The organism is Roseateles chitinivorans, assembly GCF_050632235.1.
GTDB classification, from domain to species: Bacteria; Pseudomonadota; Gammaproteobacteria; order Burkholderiales; family Burkholderiaceae_C; genus Roseateles; species Roseateles chitinivorans_A.
This window is the reverse complement of the sequence record NZ_CP192584.1, coordinates 455,732-470,792: the sequence shown is the minus strand read 5'-3', so window position 1 is coordinate 470,792 and position 15,061 is coordinate 455,732. Positions and strand designations below refer to the sequence as shown.

At 65.9% G+C, this 15,061-nt stretch carries 16 protein-coding genes; 5 read left to right on the top strand and 11 right to left on the bottom strand.

The genetic code is table 11. The features are described from left to right. Positions 1-71 precede the first annotated feature (71 nt). Both ACQ859_RS01985 and ACQ859_RS01980 read right to left on the bottom strand, forming a co-directional pair. Entirely contained in the window at positions 72-692 is a 621-nt protein-coding gene (locus ACQ859_RS01985; protein ID WP_431264386.1) for a TetR/AcrR family transcriptional regulator, read from the bottom strand. 109 nt (positions 693-801) lie between these two features. After that, on the bottom strand, positions 802-1,668 hold the full coding sequence (locus ACQ859_RS01980) for an NAD(P)H-binding protein (RefSeq protein ID WP_431264385.1): 867 nt from the start codon (positions 1,666-1,668) through the stop codon (positions 802-804). A 111-nt stretch (positions 1,669-1,779) separates the two neighbouring features. Between ACQ859_RS01980 and ACQ859_RS01975 the strand changes: the two genes are divergently transcribed. Further along, positions 1,780-2,523 (top strand): TetR/AcrR family transcriptional regulator, encoded by a 744-nt coding sequence (locus tag ACQ859_RS01975; RefSeq protein WP_431266440.1) that lies wholly within the window; start codon positions 1,780-1,782, stop codon positions 2,521-2,523. Positions 2,524-2,532: 9 nt separating this feature from the next. On the opposite strand, the gene ACQ859_RS01970 is transcribed toward ACQ859_RS01975, so the two are convergent. The 9 genes from ACQ859_RS01970 to ACQ859_RS01930 form a co-directional block, all read right to left on the bottom strand. Continuing rightward, entirely contained in the window at positions 2,533-3,111 is a 579-nt protein-coding gene (locus ACQ859_RS01970; RefSeq protein ID WP_431264384.1) for a DUF3617 domain-containing protein, read from the bottom strand. 192 nt (positions 3,112-3,303) lie between these two features. Further along, on the bottom strand, positions 3,304-4,053 hold the full coding sequence (locus tag ACQ859_RS01965) for an SH3 domain-containing protein (protein WP_431264383.1): 750 nt from the start codon (positions 4,051-4,053) through the stop codon (positions 3,304-3,306). Between the two features lie 29 nt (positions 4,054-4,082). Further along, positions 4,083-4,535 (bottom strand): STY0301 family protein, encoded by a 453-nt coding sequence (locus ACQ859_RS01960; RefSeq protein ID WP_431264382.1) that lies wholly within the window; start codon positions 4,533-4,535, stop codon positions 4,083-4,085. A 59-nt stretch (positions 4,536-4,594) separates the two neighbouring features. Next, on the bottom strand, positions 4,595-5,167 hold the full coding sequence (locus tag ACQ859_RS01955) for a hypothetical protein (RefSeq protein WP_431264381.1): 573 nt from the start codon (positions 5,165-5,167) through the stop codon (positions 4,595-4,597). 137 nt (positions 5,168-5,304) lie between these two features. Next, positions 5,305-6,330 carry a virulence RhuM family protein gene (locus tag ACQ859_RS01950; protein ID WP_431264380.1) on the bottom strand — a complete coding sequence of 342 codons (1,026 nt, stop codon included), beginning with the start codon at positions 6,328-6,330 and terminating at the stop codon, positions 5,305-5,307. A gap of 158 nt (positions 6,331-6,488) precedes the next feature. Further along, the gene (gyrB, locus tag ACQ859_RS01945; protein WP_088408117.1) at positions 6,489-9,017 is read right to left on the bottom strand and encodes a DNA topoisomerase (ATP-hydrolyzing) subunit B; all 2,529 of its coding nucleotides are present in this window, start codon (positions 9,015-9,017) and stop codon (positions 6,489-6,491) included. A 117-nt stretch (positions 9,018-9,134) separates the two neighbouring features. Further along, a complete protein-coding gene (dnaN, locus tag ACQ859_RS01940) occupies positions 9,135-10,259 on the bottom strand; it encodes a DNA polymerase III subunit beta (RefSeq protein WP_331612699.1) in 1,125 nt (374 codons plus the stop codon). A 70-nt stretch (positions 10,260-10,329) separates the two neighbouring features. Further along, on the bottom strand, positions 10,330-11,709 hold the full coding sequence (gene dnaA, locus ACQ859_RS01935; protein ID WP_431259984.1) for a chromosomal replication initiator protein DnaA: 1,380 nt from the start codon (positions 11,707-11,709) through the stop codon (positions 10,330-10,332). Continuing rightward, positions 11,631-11,861, bottom strand: a complete 231-nt coding sequence (locus tag ACQ859_RS01930) for a DnaA N-terminal domain-containing protein (RefSeq protein ID WP_431264379.1) — start codon at positions 11,859-11,861, stop codon at positions 11,631-11,633. Before ACQ859_RS01930 ends, dnaA begins: the two co-directional genes overlap by 79 nt. A gap of 328 nt (positions 11,862-12,189) precedes the next feature. On the opposite strand from ACQ859_RS01930, the gene rpmH reads away from it, so the two are divergent. From rpmH to yidC, 4 genes are all read left to right on the top strand, one after another. Then, entirely contained in the window at positions 12,190-12,324 is a 135-nt protein-coding gene (gene rpmH, locus ACQ859_RS01925; protein WP_067065970.1) for a 50S ribosomal protein L34, read from the top strand. Between the two features lie 224 nt (positions 12,325-12,548). Beyond that, positions 12,549-12,863: a ribonuclease P protein component gene (locus tag ACQ859_RS01920; RefSeq protein ID WP_431264378.1), complete on the top strand. Its 315-nt coding sequence runs from the start codon at positions 12,549-12,551 to the stop codon at positions 12,861-12,863. A 26-nt stretch (positions 12,864-12,889) separates the two neighbouring features. Further along, positions 12,890-13,216: a membrane protein insertion efficiency factor YidD gene (gene yidD, locus ACQ859_RS01915; protein WP_431264377.1), complete on the top strand. Its 327-nt coding sequence runs from the start codon at positions 12,890-12,892 to the stop codon at positions 13,214-13,216. Next, on the top strand, positions 13,209-14,891 hold the full coding sequence (gene yidC, locus ACQ859_RS01910) for a membrane protein insertase YidC (protein ID WP_431264376.1): 1,683 nt from the start codon (positions 13,209-13,211) through the stop codon (positions 14,889-14,891). The genes yidD and yidC overlap by 8 nt, the downstream gene beginning before the upstream one ends. Positions 14,892-15,061: the final 170 nt, after the last annotated feature.

The window sequence follows — 15,061 nt, the reverse complement described above, 5'->3', positions numbered from 1 at the left end:
TAGTTTCATATGACGACTGTCATATTGATGGGCAAAGAGAAGGGACCCGGAGGTCCCCGATGGAAAAAGGATCAGCGTGCCGGGCGGATCGGCTGTGAGGCGGCTTCAGCGTGTTGAGCCAGCAGCGAGCGCTTCGTGCTGTCGAGGATGGCGATCGCCTGTTCGCGATCGCCGATGGCGCGGGCCATCTGGAGGGCGCCGACCAGCGTCGCGGCGATCGGCCAGGCGAACTCCGGCGAGGCGCCTTCGCCCAGCGCGTCCAGCACGAGGCCTTGCATGCCCAGCAGCAGTCCGTGGCCCTGGCCGCGCACGGCGTCCGATTGGCGGGGCATCTCGGCCACCAGCGCCGCGACCGGGCAGCCGCAGTCGACATTGTCGATGCCGCTTTCATGCAGATAGGTTTCCACCAGGGCGCGGAACGGCGGCACGCCGGCAGCCACGAGCCGATCGGCATGGCTGTGGTGCACTTGGCGGCTGTCCTGTCCGGCGCGCAGTGCGGCGGCGCACAGCAGGTCGTCGCGGGACGCGAAGTGGGCGTAGAAGCCGCCGTGCGTGAGCCCGGCCTGCTTCATCACGTCGGCGACACCCACGCCGTCGAAGCCGGCGCGGCGGACGGTGCGGGCGGCGACGTCGAGGATGCGGTCGCGGGATTCTTCCTTGCGGGTGGAGCGGGAGGACGACGAGGCGTTCATGGAGCGGAGCGTAATATGATTATCATCATATGTCAACGAGGATCCTCGCGTCCTCGCCGAGCCCGGTCTGCAGGGGCGGCGGTTCGTCCTCGGCGCCCGCCTCGGAGGCTCAGTGGCCGAGCTGTTGCGCGATCAAGTCCCGCATGCGGATCGGCGGGCGACCGAGCAGGCGCTCCAGGGCCGGGTCGACCGTCGAGAACTCTCCCTTGCGGGCGGCGTCGTAGAAGCCCAGCGAGATCGCCACGATCGCCGGAGGCAGACCCCTTTCCTGGAGCTTGGCCCGCAGTGCGTCCACGGGATGGGTGCATCGGACCACGGGCTTTCCCATGAGGGCGGAGGCGATGGCCGCCAGGTCCGACAGGTCCAGCGCCTCCGGACCGGTGAGTGGCGGCGTCGGGCCGCTGTCCCGGGACGTGTCGATCAACACGCGCGCGGCGGCTTCAGCGAGGTCCGCATGGGCCGTCCAGGACACCGGCCCGTCGGCCGCCGTGTCGAAGGCGCCGGACCGCATCCCCTCCGCCAGCATCGCCAGGCCGCTCGATCCGTAGAAGCCGTTGCGCAGTGCGGTCCACGCCAGCCCGCTGGCGCGAAGCATGTCCTCGGTGGCGGCGTGCTCGTGCATCGGCGGAAAGGCGGAGTCATGGCCCGCGGCCATATGACTCGTGTAGACGATGCGCTCGACCCCTGCGTCCCGTGCCGCGGCGAGGGCCACGCGATGCTGTCCGAGCGAGTCTCCGCCGTAAGCCTTCGCATTCGAGGAGATCAACAGGAGCTGCTTTCCACCCTTGAAGGCGGACGCCAGGCTGGGCGGATCCGCGAAGTCGCCCTGCCGGACATCGACGCCGAGCGCGGCGAGGTCCGCCAAGGCGATGGGGTTGCGGCTGACCGCGACGAGGCGCCCGACGGGCACTCGCTGCGCGAGCTGATGAACGATGGCGCGGCCAAGCTTTCCGCTGGCTCCAGTGACGACGAACATGGCTGATCCGATCAATGTTTCCGTTGATAACAGTTGAATGATGCCATTGATACATCAAAGATAGCAAGCGGCTGTTATCGGCGGAAACATCGTGAGGTATCGTGCGAGCCTATGAAACGAGTGCAGCCTGTGGGCGACGATCCGAGTCCCGCCGATCCCAGCCAGGCGGACATCAACCGGGCCCGGATCCTGGAGGCCGCCATGGCCCTGATCGACCGGGAAGGCCAGGAAGCGGCGACGACGCGTGCGGTGGCTGCCGCCGCGGGCGTGCAGGCGCCGACGATCTACCGGCTGTTCGGCGACAAGCGGGGGCTGTTGGACGCCGTGGCGGTGCATCGGCTGAACATCTACGTCGCCGAGAAGTCGACGAGGATGCCGGACCCCGATCCGCTGGAGGAGCTGCGCGCGGGATGGGACCTGCATGTGGCCTTCGGCCTTGCGCATCCGGCGCTCTTCGCGATCCTGAACGGGCAGGGCACGGCCGGCGCGACCGCCGAGATCACGCAAGCGGGATTGGCGGTCCTTCAGCGACGGGTGAGGAACCTCGCCTTGGCGGGGCGCCTGAAGACCAGTGAGGCGCGCGCCATCGACCTGATCAAGTCCGCCGGGACCGGCACGGTGCTGACCTTGCTGTCGCAGCCGGAAGGCGAGCGTGACCCCGGGTTATCCACGGCCGCCCGTGAGGCGGTCATCGCCGCGATCACCGGGGAGGCGGGGGCCGTGTCGGATGCGGGACCGAGCGCGGCGGCGGCGGCGCTTCGGGCGTCGCTGGATCAGACGATGGCACTGAGTGCCGGGGAGCGGCTGCTGCTCAGTGAGCTGCTCGATCGCATCGCCCGGGGTTCCGGGTCTTGATCAGCGGCCTCAGCGCAGCAATTCCGCCAGCGAAGGATCCACACCCGGCGGGGGCGCGTCGCAGTCGCTGCTGATCCACTTGTGAACGGAGGACGAGTCGTAGCTCAGCGGCTGGCCTTGCACGGTCGATCCCTTGAAGGAGACCTTCACCGTGGCGGTCGACTTGTCCTTGACCTCGTAGGTGCCGGCGCCGGTGCCGCTGACCATGTCGCTCTTGCAGCTCATCGTGAAGGTGCCGCTGGCGGCGTCGGCGGGCTTGAGCTGCGTGGTGCATTGCTCGACGCTCTCGGGTTTCGGGAGCGCGAACTCAGCGGACTTCTGGCAGTCCAGGTGCGGGCTGCCGCCTGCGGGCAGACCGAGCTGCGCCATCGCGGCCGACAGGCTGCTCTTCTGCTGCGCGGTGAGCGCGCCCTTGATGTCGAAGATCGTCGGCATCTTGCGGCCGTTGAGCGTGTTGACACTCGCGCTGGCCCACAGGCCGGGCTTGACGCTGATCGACTGGGCCTGGACAGGTGGCGTCGCGGCCAGCAGGCCGAGCGACAGGGCGATCAGGGAAAGGGACGCGGAACGGAAAGCGAGAGCGCACATGCAGATGATCTCGTGGATGTCCGGGGAGGACGACGAGGGCAGTCTACGGAGCGGTCTCGTGCGCGTCCGCCACCGCTGAACCCTTCACAGGGGGCGCGCATGACGGAGGTCATGTCGGCCTCAGGCCCTTGGCGAGCTCTGCAACAAGCGTCAGATGAACCGACCGGAATTTCCGGATGGTTGAAACCTCGATCAGGGCGTCTCGAGCGACGACGGTCCGTCGCAGGACGTCTCCTGGATGCCGCAGATCTTGTCGAGCCAGGCACGGAAGCGACCCTTGGGGAGACCGGTGCGTGCGGAGGGCGAGACCTGCAGCAGCGGCCGTAGGTCCGCGGGGAATCGTGCCTCGTCGTAATCGATCTGCACCCAGGCGCCGCGGCAGTCCACGGGACGACCGGCTTCGATGGCCCCGTCACTGTCGAAGAGCAGCTCGTCCTTGAATCTGACGGACGCGGCGGCGTCCTTCGACGGACGCGTGCGACCCGCACTGGCCTGCGACTTCACGACCAGCTTGCGCCCGCTCACCCAGCCTTCGCCGTCATAGACCGGGCGAGCGGGTTGGCCGGTCAATGCCTCGTCGTCCGCTGCATCGCGGATACGGAACCAGCCATTGGAGGCGGCAGTGACGGTGACGCGGATGCGGACCTGCCAGCCCGTACCGTCGGACCAGACAGGCGGAAGCGTCCCCAGCACGGGCGCCGTGCTCGAAGGGGCCGCGCGCACATTGAGCCCGGCCGCATCGGTCTCTTCGACGAACGCGGAGAAACGACAGCTCGCCGGTTCGGGCGGACCGCCAGACGCGCGGGCCGCGTCGGCGAACACTGCGCAGCCCGCCAATGCCGCCAGCAGCGAGGCGGCGGCGCGGAAGTGTTCATTGACCATCGACCAGCACATAGAGGTAAGAGGGGTTACCTCGTTGATCGGACGGCGGTCACTGGTCATCGGTGCGGTTCATCGTGCCTGTGGAGAACTCATCGGCAAGATGCCGACTGCATCTTGAGCAGGCCACTCGGAGCGGCAGTGGAGATGACCGTGCATTCGCGGTATCCCGCCAGAGGACGGACCAGCGACTGTGTTGTTGCGCGATACAGGCAGATTGCGTATGCGTCTTCGTACTGAGCGACGTTCCAGGTCAACCTCTCTGTCAGGCCGCCTCGCGCATCGCGCTTGTTCGATGCCTTGTCGTTGATCGTGGCATCGGAGACATCGACCGGGCCGAGGTTGACACGAAAACCGGTGAGTTCGTGTCTTGGATAGGGCGTCGACGTCGTCACTGTGAACCCCTCGGGCACCTGGTCGAGCTTCTGCTCGGTCTTCGGCAACTCGACCGGGCACTCGAACGGGGTCGGTGCAGCATGCAGAGGAGACGTCACCAGACTGAGCACGAGCAGCACCGCAACGGACGAAGGCAGAGCGCTCACCATTGGATGGTCGCGTAGGCGCGTCCGTTGTGGAAGTAGCGTTTCGAGCCCTTTGACCATCGTTATGTCCGCGCCCGTTGCGGATTCCAGGCTTGCAACAAGGCCCACAACGCAGCCACCGTCAGCAGGAGCGAGCGTGCCAGATGCGCCAACTGCAACTGCTGGAAGGCGGCGTCGGTGAAGCCGTGCTCCTGCATGTCGCCCTGCGCACCAGCGGCCCAGGGGGTTGTGGCGACGGACAGCAGCCACAAGGTGGCGATGCCCCACAGCGCGCGCCGCGAGAAGCGGCCCGGCGAGGCCCATAGGCCTATCGCGGCGGCCAACGCGCCTACGCCATAAGGCAACACCACCACCGGGAGCTTGCGCGTGTAGCCGCGCGCGAAGGCCTGGAAGGCGGCATCGCTGACGCCGGCCATGTCCACATGGATGCGGTATACGTTGAAGTACAGCAGCCAGCCGACGCCGACACAGGACCAGATCAGCGCGAGATGGGCGGCCTGGAGTGCGTCGGCCGCGCGGCCATTGACGAGGAGCGGCGGCGCCCTGCGGGTGATTCCCGCCGTGACCAATGCGCATGCGTAGAGCAGCAGCGCCGCTCCGAGCATGACCAGAAAGCAGATGAAGTAAAGCGGCATGCGACTCTTTCTTCCGCGCTGAGGCGCCGCGGATGATAGTCGCGCCCTCTTCGTGACGGTCTTTTCTGCAGGCCCTCTTCGAGGGGGTCTACATCCCTGTTGTCGACGACGGGTGTAGCCAATGTGCGGGACCGGGCTCAGTCCCTGTGTCGCGTGCTCAACTGCTTTTCGAGCCCGCTCAAAGCTTCCAATTCGATGCGATCAGCCTCGACGGCATCCGCCTTTCGCCGCATGGAATCGAACCTTTCATAACGCTCGTGCGCGATCTCGGTCATCGTTTGGTGACTGACGCGACCAGCGCCCTGAAGCACGGCTTGCTCGTTGAACTCCATGAAGCTGTCGACGTATTTGCGCCAGTCCGCCATGCGGAGGCTCTTGCGCTGCTGCGCTCGGAGTTCCGCGAATTCGAGGAACGTGCTCACAATGCGGTTGAGGTGTTCGAGTTCGTCGTTCGCCAGATAGTTCTTGGCGACGACGACATCCGATTTCCGAATCCTCTGGCCCTGCCACGAAGTCAGCGCCATTTGCGGATGCTCCGGATCAGCGCGCTGAACGACCAGTTCAGCAGCGGTTTTGCCCGTGACCGCGAAGAACATCTTGTTCTGAACCTCCGCGAAGAAGATGCGAGTCACCTGCTCGTCGTCGGCGTAGTCGACGGAGAGCGAGAAGAGATCTCGCACCTTTTGATAGAAGCGCTTCTCCGACGACCGAATGTCGCGGATGCGTTGAAGCAACTCGTCGAAGTAGTCCGCCTGCTCCGCCCCTTTCAGGCGCTCGTCGTCCATGACGAAGCCTTTGAGGAGGTATTCCTTCAGGTGGGTTGTCGCCCACTGGCGGAACTGCGTGCCGCGCGGGGATTTCACGCGGTAGCCGATCGCCAGGATCATTTCAAGGCTGTAGAGCTTGACGGGTCGCCGGACCTGGCGGGTACCCTCCACTCGAACTATTAAGTCCTCCTTAATAGTTGCCGAACCTTGGAGTTCCCCCTCGTCCAGCACGTTCTTGATGTGGATGTTGATGTTCGGAACCGAGGTCTCGAAAAGCTCTGCCAACTCCAATTGGCTTAGCCAGAGACTGCCTTCTGTGGCCCGAAGGAAAAAGCGGGCAGCGCCATCCGCTGTGGCGTACAGGACCAGTTCGGCTTCAGGCTTTTGCTCGCTCACACCATGACTCCCACGTCGGGCAGAAATGCAGCACTCTGCCGTGACCAGTTTTCACAACCACTACCCAAGAATGCAGAAATGGCCCATCCCGCTAGAGATGAGCCATTCGTTGTAGCAGCGCAAGCTCTGCTGAGTGCCAGGGATGGCCGGGCCGACGATCACACGTCGATATTCGCCGCCCTCAGCGCGTTCTGCTCGATGAACTCGCGGCGCGGTTCCACCTCGTCGCCCATCAGCATCGTGAACACGCGGTCGGCCTCGATCGCGTCCTCGATCTGCACGCGCAGCAGGCGGCGGACCGTCGGGTCCATCGTCGTTTCCCACAGCTGCGCGGGGTTCATCTCGCCCAGGCCCTTGTAGCGTTGGCGGCCGACGCTGGACTCGGCCTGCGTCATCAGCCACGCCATCGCGGCGCGGAAGTCCGCGACCTTGCTTTCTTTGGCCTTCTCGCCCTCGCCCTTGCGGATCACGGCTTCCTCGCCCACCAGACCCTTGAAGGTCTTGCCGGCCTCGGCCAGGACTTCATAGTCCGCACCGTGCACGAAGTCCGCCGTGATGATGCTCGAGCGCACGTTGCCATGGTGACGGCGGCTGATGCGCAGGAACTGCTTGTCGGTGCGCGGATCGACCTCCGCATGCACCACCGCGTCGTGCAGCGCGACCTGCAGCGCCGTCGCGGAGATGTCCGCCGCTTCCTTGGTGTCCAGCCCGAGCGTCAGGCCCGAGGCCAGCAGATGCAGCGCCTCGCCGTCCATCCAGGCAGACAGGCGCTCGATCACGTTCTGCGCCGCCACGTACTGGCGCGCCATCGTCTCGAGCTGCTCGCCCTTGAGCACCGGACCCGTGCCGACGCCCGCCGTGTGCAGCTCGGCGTCGTTCAGCGCGACCTTCAGCAGGAAGCCGTCCAGCTCGTGGCCGTCCTTCAGGTACTGCTCGTGCTTGCCGACCTTGACCTTGTACAGCGGCGGCTGCGCGATGTAGATGTGGCCGCGCTCCACCAGCTCCGGCATCTGCCGGTAGAAGAAGGTCAGCAGCAGCGTCCGGATGTGCGCACCGTCCACGTCCGCGTCGGTCATGATGATGATGCGGTGGTAGCGGAGCTTCTCGGGATTGAAGTCGTCGCTGCCCGCGCCGCGGCCGATGCCGGTGCCCAGCGCCGTGATCAGCGTGATGATTTCATTGCTGGTCAGCAGCTTCTCGTAGCGCGCCTTCTCGACGTTCAGGATCTTGCCGCGCAGCGGCAGGATGGCCTGGAACTTCCGGTCGCGGCCCTGCTTGGCGGAGCCGCCGGCGGAGTCGCCCTCCACGATGTAGATCTCGCACAGCGACGGATCCTTCTCCTGGCAGTCCGCCAGCTTGCCCGGCAGGCCCATGCCGTCCAGCACGCCCTTGCGGCGCGTCATCTCGCGCGCCTTGCGCGCCGCCTCGCGTGCCCGCGCGGCCTCGACGATCTTGCCGCAGATGATCTTGGCGTCGACCGGGTTCTCCAGCAGCCAGTCCGTCAGCTTGCTCGCGACGATGTCCTCCACCGGGCCGCGCACTTCGCTCGACACCAGCTTGTCCTTGGTCTGCGAGCTGAACTTGGGCTCCGGCACCTTCACGCTGATCACGCAGGCCAGGCCTTCGCGCATGTCGTCGCCGGTGACGTCGACCTTGGCCTTCTTGGCCAGCTCGTTGTCCTCGATGTACTTGTTGATCACCCGCGTCATCGCCGCGCGCAGACCCGTCAGGTGGGTGCCGCCGTCGCGCTGCGGGATGTTGTTGGTGAAGCAGAGGACGCTCTCGTTGAAGCCGTCGTTCCACTGCATCGACACCTCGACACCGACGTTGGTGTTCTGGTCCGACATCTTGTCGCCCTGGGCGTGGAAGATGTTCGGGTTCAGCGGCGTCTTGCCCTTGTTGATGAACTCGACGAAGCCGCGCACGCCGCCCGCGAAGGCGAAGTTGTCTTCCTTGTTGTTGCGCTCGTCGACCAGGCGGATCTTCACGCCGTTGTTCAGGAACGAGAGCTCGCGCAGGCGCTTGGCCAGGATGTCGTAATGGAACTCGGAGTTCTGCGTGAAGATCTCCGTGTCCGGCAGGAAGTGCACCTCGGTGCCGCGCTTGTCGGTCTCGCCGACGATCTTCATCGGGCTGGTCTCGAAGCCGTCGCGGACCTCGATCACGCGGTCCTGCGGGAAGCCCTTCTTGAACTCCAGCTGGTGGACCTTGCCCTCGCGGCGCACCGTCAGGCGCAGCGTCTTGGACAGCGCGTTCACGCAGGACACGCCCACGCCGTGCAGGCCGCCCGAGACCTTGTAGCTGTTCTGGTTGAACTTGCCGCCCGCGTGCAGTTCCGTCAGCGCGATCTCGGCCGCCGAGCGCTTGGGCTCGTGCTTGTCGTCCATCTTCACGCCGGTCGGGATGCCGCGGCCGTTGTCGATGACTGAGATCGAGTTGTCCGTGTGGATGGTGATGACGATGTCGTCGCAATAGCCGGCCAGCGCCTCGTCGATCGAGTTGTCGACGACCTCGAACACCAGGTGATGCAGACCCGTGCCGTCCGAGGTGTCGCCGATGTACATGCCGGGGCGCTTGCGCACCGCCTCCAGCCCTTCCAGGATCTGGATGCTGGACTCGCCGTACCCCGCGCCGTCGTTCTGCGGCACAGGCGTCGGGGTGTTCTCAGGAGTGCTGTTATCGGTCATCGGAAGGCTGTTCAAGGCCGCGAGCGGCCGTTTGTCAAACTGTCTGGAACCCCCGCTTGGCGGGGGCCGGGGGTGCGCAACATGCCCGCTCTGCGGAGCGAAGGTTGCGCAGCAACCTTAGATTCGCATCGGCATGACGACGTACTTGAAGCCGCTGTGTTCGGGGATGCTGAGCAGCGCGCTCGACGAGCTGTCGTTCAGGTCCACGCGCACCATGTCCTGCGACATGTTGGCCAGCACGTCCATCAGGTAGGTGACGTTGAAGCCGGTCTCGATCTGGTCGCCGCCGTAGTCGATCTCGAGCTCTTCCTTGGCTTCTTCCTGCTCGGCGTTGCTCGAGGCGATCGACAGCAGGCCCGGGTCGAAGGACAGGCGCACGGCCTTGAACTTCTCGCTGGTCAGGATCGCCGCGCGCTGCAGCGCGGCCAGCAGCGGCTGGCGGCCGATCAGCACATGGAAGCGGTGGTTCTTCGGGATGACGCGGTTGTAGTCGGGGAACTTGCCCTCGACCAGCTTGGTCACGAATTCCATGCCGCTGAAGCTGAACTTGGCCTGGTTGCCGGCGAAGCGCATCTCGATCGGCGCGCTCTCGTCGTCGCCCTTGCCGCCGTCCTTCAGCAGGCGCATCAGCTCCAGCACCGTCTTGCGCGGCAGGATGACTTCCTGCTTGGGCATCTCGGTGTCGGTCTCGGCCTGGGCCAGCGCGAGGCGGTGGCCGTCGGTGGCGACCAGCGTCAGCATCTTGCCTTCGGCCACGAACAGGATGCCGTTCAGGTAGTAGCGGATGTCGTGCACCGCCATCGCGAAGTGGACCTGGTTGATCAGGCCCTTCAGCGTCTTCTGCGGCACGTTGAACGCGGGGCCGAAGTCGGCCGCTTCCTGCACCAGCGGGAAGTCGTCCGACGGCAGCGTCTGCAGCGTGAAGCGGCTCTTGCCGCCCTGCAGCGTCATCTTGCTCTGGTTGGACGTCAGGCTGACCGTCTGGTCCGACGGCATCGAGCGCAGGATGTCGATCAGCTTGCGCGCGCCGATGGTCGTGGAGAAGTCGCCGTCGTCGCCGTCGAATTCGACCGTGGTGCGGACCTGGATCTCCAGGTCGCTCGTGGTCAGCTCGACCTGGCGGCCCTGCTTGCGGACCAGCACGTTGGCCAGGATGGGCAGCGTGTGGCGCCGTTCCACGATGCCGGACACGGCCTGCAGCGCGGCAAGCACTTTGTCCTGGCTGTCTTTCAACACGATCATGTCAACCTCTCTCCACTGTTGGCTGTACGGGCGAACGCGGCATTTTCGCTGAAGGCGAAGGCGTTTTTCCTCATCCCTTCAGCGTTTGCTCCAGGACGTGCAACTGCTGGTTCAACTCGGTGTTCTTCTGGCGCTCGCCGCCGATCTTGCGGACCGCGTGCAGCACCGTGGTGTGGTCGCGGCCGCCGAACAGCTCGCCGATCTCCGGCAGGCTCTTCTGCGTCAGTTCCTTGGCCAGGTACATCGCGATCTGGCGCGGGCGGGCGATGCTCGCCGGGCGCTTCTTCGAGTACATGTCCGCGACCTTGATCTTGTAGAAGTCGGCCACGGTCTTCTGGATGTTCTCGACCGAGATCTGCCGGTTCTGGATCGACAGCAGGTCCTTGAGGGCCTCGCGCGCCAGCTGGATGTTGATTTCCTTGTGCGAGAAGCGGCTGTAGGCCAGCACCTTGCGCAGCGCGCCTTCCAGCTCCCGCACGTTGGCGCGCACGTTCTTCGCGATGAAGAAGGCCACGTCCTCGGGCATGGGCGCGTTCTCGGCGTCGGCCTTCTTGATCAGGATCGCGACGCGCATCTCCAGCTCGGGCGGCTCGATCGCCACCGTCAGGCCGGCGTCGAAGCGGCTGGTCAGGCGCTCGTCGATGTCCACCAGGCCCTTCGGGTAGGTGTCCGACGTCATGATGATGTGGGCGCGCTTGGCCAGCAGCGCCTCGAACGCATTGAAGAATTCTTCCTGCGTCCGGTCCTTGCCGGCGAAGAACTGCACGTCGTCGATCAGCAGCAGGTCCAGCGAGTGGTACTTCGCCTTGAGCTCGTCGAAGGTCTTGCGCTGGTAGTTCTTGACGACGTCGGAGATGAACTGCTCGGCGTGCAGGTAGAGCACGCGGGCGTCGGGGCGGTCCTTCAGCAGCGCGTTGCCGACGGCATGGATCAGATGGGTCTTGCCCAGGCCGACGCCGCCGTAGATGAACAGCGGGTTGTACATCTGGCCCGGCGCGCCGGCGACGTGCAGCGCTGCGGTGCGCGCCATCTGGTTGGCGCGGCCCGGCACCAGCGTGTCGAAGGTCAGGCTGGTGTTGATGCGGTGGCGCGTGGCGCTGGGCGGGAGATTGGCCGGGACATTGGGGGCCGCGCCCTGGATCAGGCTGGCGGCGGTCGCCGGCGCGGCGGGCGCGGCCGCCGCGGCCGGACGCGCCGCAACCGCCGCGTGGTCGGGGGCCAGTTGCGCGGCGCCGGGGCCGCCACGCAGGCCGTGCTGCTGAAGCACCTGGCCCATCGTCATGCCGGACGGCGAGGTGCGGGGCAGCGGCGCGATGGCCTCGCGCGGCGCCAGCGACAATTCCAGGCGCGCGGGTTTTCCGGCGAGTTCGGTCAGGATGGCCTCGATCCGGCCGGCGTACTGGCTGCGGATCCAGTCCAGCTTGAATCGGTTGGGAACGCGGAGCGACACCAGGACGGCCTCGTGGCCGTTCTCGTCCTGCTGGGCGACCTCCGCGGGGGCAGCGGCCGGATCCAGGTATTGAATTGCTGTTCAGGCAGTTCGGCGGCCAGGCGTTCGCAACCGCGCTGCCACAGGGCCGCACCTGACAAGTCTGCGCTCATTGTGGAAAACTTATTCTTCGAGCGGCCCGATTGTACCGATCCGGTGCCGCGGAGTCTGGGTTATCCACAGATTTTTTCCCCCGGTCAAGTGCTGGTAATCCCCGTGGCGACCTGCATCCGGATTGACCCTGACGCAAATCTTTGCTGTAATCGCGGGTTTTCCGGACGCCCGGACGTAGCTGCGTGGACTCTCGCCTGGGTTCGTTGCTTGGGCCTCCGCTTTTTCGAGCGGCTTCCGACATCCCCCGATGTCCGTGCGCGGTGCCACAGGCCAACAGGCCAGTGGCGCGAGGCGGCGGGAAGTACCGAGATTTCCTAGAGGTTGAACATGAAACGCACTTATCAAGGCTCCAAGACCCGTCGCGCCCGTACCCACGGCTTCCTGGTTCGCATGAAGACGCGTGGCGGCAAGGCCGTCATCGCTGCTCGTCGCGCCAAGGGCCGCAAGCGCCTGGCCGTCTGAGCGACACGCCAGACGTCCTTGCCCGCACCGTGATCGGCCGCGTCGTACGATCGGCCGATTTCGAGCGCGTGCTGGGTACGCCCAGCCGCGCACGCAGCGCGCACTTCGCCGTGCACCACCTGGCCGACAGCCCCACGCTGCCCAAGCGCCGTCCATCCACAGGACCGGCTGACTTGTCCACAGGTGATGCACCGATTCATCCCCAAGCTGTGGATGAAACGCCGATGGCGACAGTGCCGCCCACTTCTGCAGCACCCGCTCCAGCCGCGCCCGACCGGGCCTGGCTGGGTTACGTCGTGCCCAAGCGGCATGCGAAGCGCGCCGTCACGCGGACGCTGCTGAAGCGCCAGATCCGCGCGGTGTTCGGCGATCTGCCTGAACTGCCGCCCGGCCTGTGGGTGGTGCGCCTGCGCATGCCTTTCGACCGCAAGCAATTCCCCAGCGCCTCTTCGGACGCGCTGCGCACGGCTGCGCGCGCGGAACTGCTGCAGCTGACGCGCAAGCTGGCACGACCGCCGGCTTCGGCGCCGGTCGGCTGACCGGACCCGGGTTCGGAAAAACGACCATGGATCCCCGCCCCGGCCTGTCGACGCGTTTGCTGATGGGGCTGGTGCGCGGCTACCAGTTGCTGTTCAGCGCCTGGCTGCGAGCGGGTTGCCGCTACAGCCCGAGCTGTTCCAACTACGCGATGCAGGCGCTCCGGCAGCACGGCGCCGCCGCCGGCACCTATCTGGCGGCCGCACGGATCCTGCGTTGCAACCCATTCTGTCTGGGCGGACACGATCCCGTGCCCGACAATCCGCCCCGCCTGTTCACCCGATTGCTGCGTCCGTCCGGATGCCGGCCGGGGGCAGCCTCTTCAACCGCCAATCCAAAAGCTTCCCATGACTGATATTCGCCGCACCATCTTGTGGGTGGTGTTCACGATGTCGCTGGTCCTTCTGTGGGACGGCTGGCAGCGGCACAACGGACAGCCGTCGCTGTTCCACCCGGCGCCGGCGAAGGTCGCCACCGCGCCGGCCGGTCCGGCGTCGGCCGCTTCCGCCGCCGCGTTGCCGGCGGCTGCCGGCGCTTCCGCCGCCGGAACGACCGCCGCGGCCCCGGCCCCGATCAAGAACGAGCTGGTCACCTTCACGACCGACGTCGTCAAGGCCACGATCGACACGCGCGGCGGCAGCCTGGTCCGCGTCGAGCTGCTCAAGCACGCCGACGACACCAACGCCAGCGGCCACGTCGTCATCCTGGACCCGATCCGCAACTACAGCGCCCGTTCCGGCCTGCTGAACGTGCCGAACGCGCCCAGCGACCAGACGGTGCTGACGCTGGTCGACGGGCCGCGCGAGCTCAAGGACGGCCAGGACGCGCTGACCGTGCGTCTGGAAGCCGACCAGGGCGGCGTGAAGCTGGTCAAGACCTACACCTTCAAGCGGGGCGACTACGCCATCGGCGTGAACCACGAGGTGACCAACACCGGCGCCGCGCCGGTGACGCCGCAGCTGTACCTGCAGCTGGTGCGTGACGGCCACATCGACCACACTGGTCCGTCGTTCGCGCCGACCTCGTTCTCGGGCCCGGCGATCTACACGGACAAGGCGAAGTACCACAAGCTGTCCTTCGACGACCTGAAGAAGGGCAAGGCCGAGTACGAGAAGAACGCGGAGGACGGCTGGGTCGCGATGGTCCAGCATTACTTCGTCAGCGCCTGGATCCGCAACGACGCCGGCCCGCGCGAGTTCAACGTCCGTCCGCTCAACGAGAACCTGTACACCGCCGGCGTGGTGATGAACTTCGCCACCGTCGCGCCTGGCGCGTCGGCCAAGCTGGACGACGTGCTGTACGTCGGTCCCCAGGAAGAGAAGAAGCTGGAAGTCCTGGCCCCCGGCCTGGAACTGGTGAAGGACTACGGCATCTTCAAGATCCTGTCCAAGCCGCTGTTCTGGCTGCTGGACGTGCTGCACTCGCTGCTGGGCAATTGGGGCTGGGCGATCATCCTGCTGGTCGTGATGCTGAAGGCCGCGTTCTACGGCCTGAACGCCAGCGCGTACCGCAGCATGGCCAAGATGAAGGCGGTGAACCCGCGCATCCAGGAAATGCGCGAGCGCATGAAGGACAAGCCGCAGCAGATGCAGCAGGAGATGATGCGCATCTACAAGGAAGAGAAGATCAATCCGCTGGGCAGCTGCCTGCCGATCTTCCTGCAGATGCCGTTCTTCATCGCGCTGTACTGGGTGCTGCTGTCGAGCGTCGAGATGCGCGGCGCCCCCTGGGTGATGTGGATCCACGACCTGTCCAAGCCGGACAGCCTGTTCGGTCACCTGTTCGGCGCGCCGATCGGTCCGCTGCCGCTGCTGATGACGGCGTCCAGCCTGCTGCAGGTGTGGCTGAACCCGCAACCGGCCGACCCGGTGCAGGCCAAGATGATGTGGATCATGCCGTTGGCCTTCAGCGTGATGTTCTTCTTCTTCCCGTCCGGCCTGGTGCTGTACTGGCTGGTGAACAACATCCTGTCGATCGCCCAGCAATGGATGATCAACAAGCAGATCGGCGGAGCCGCCGTGAAGAAATAAGGGCGACCGGCGCGGGAGGCATTCGGCAATTCCTCACGCGCTTCCCCGAGCCCCCGCACCCCGGGGGCTTTTTTCGCCTGTTCACGGGCGCTTAATGGGGGCCATGCGGGGGTCGCTTCTCCACCCGGCTTGAGGTGGTGGAGAACCGGAGGCGCCAGGCGCCGGCTCAC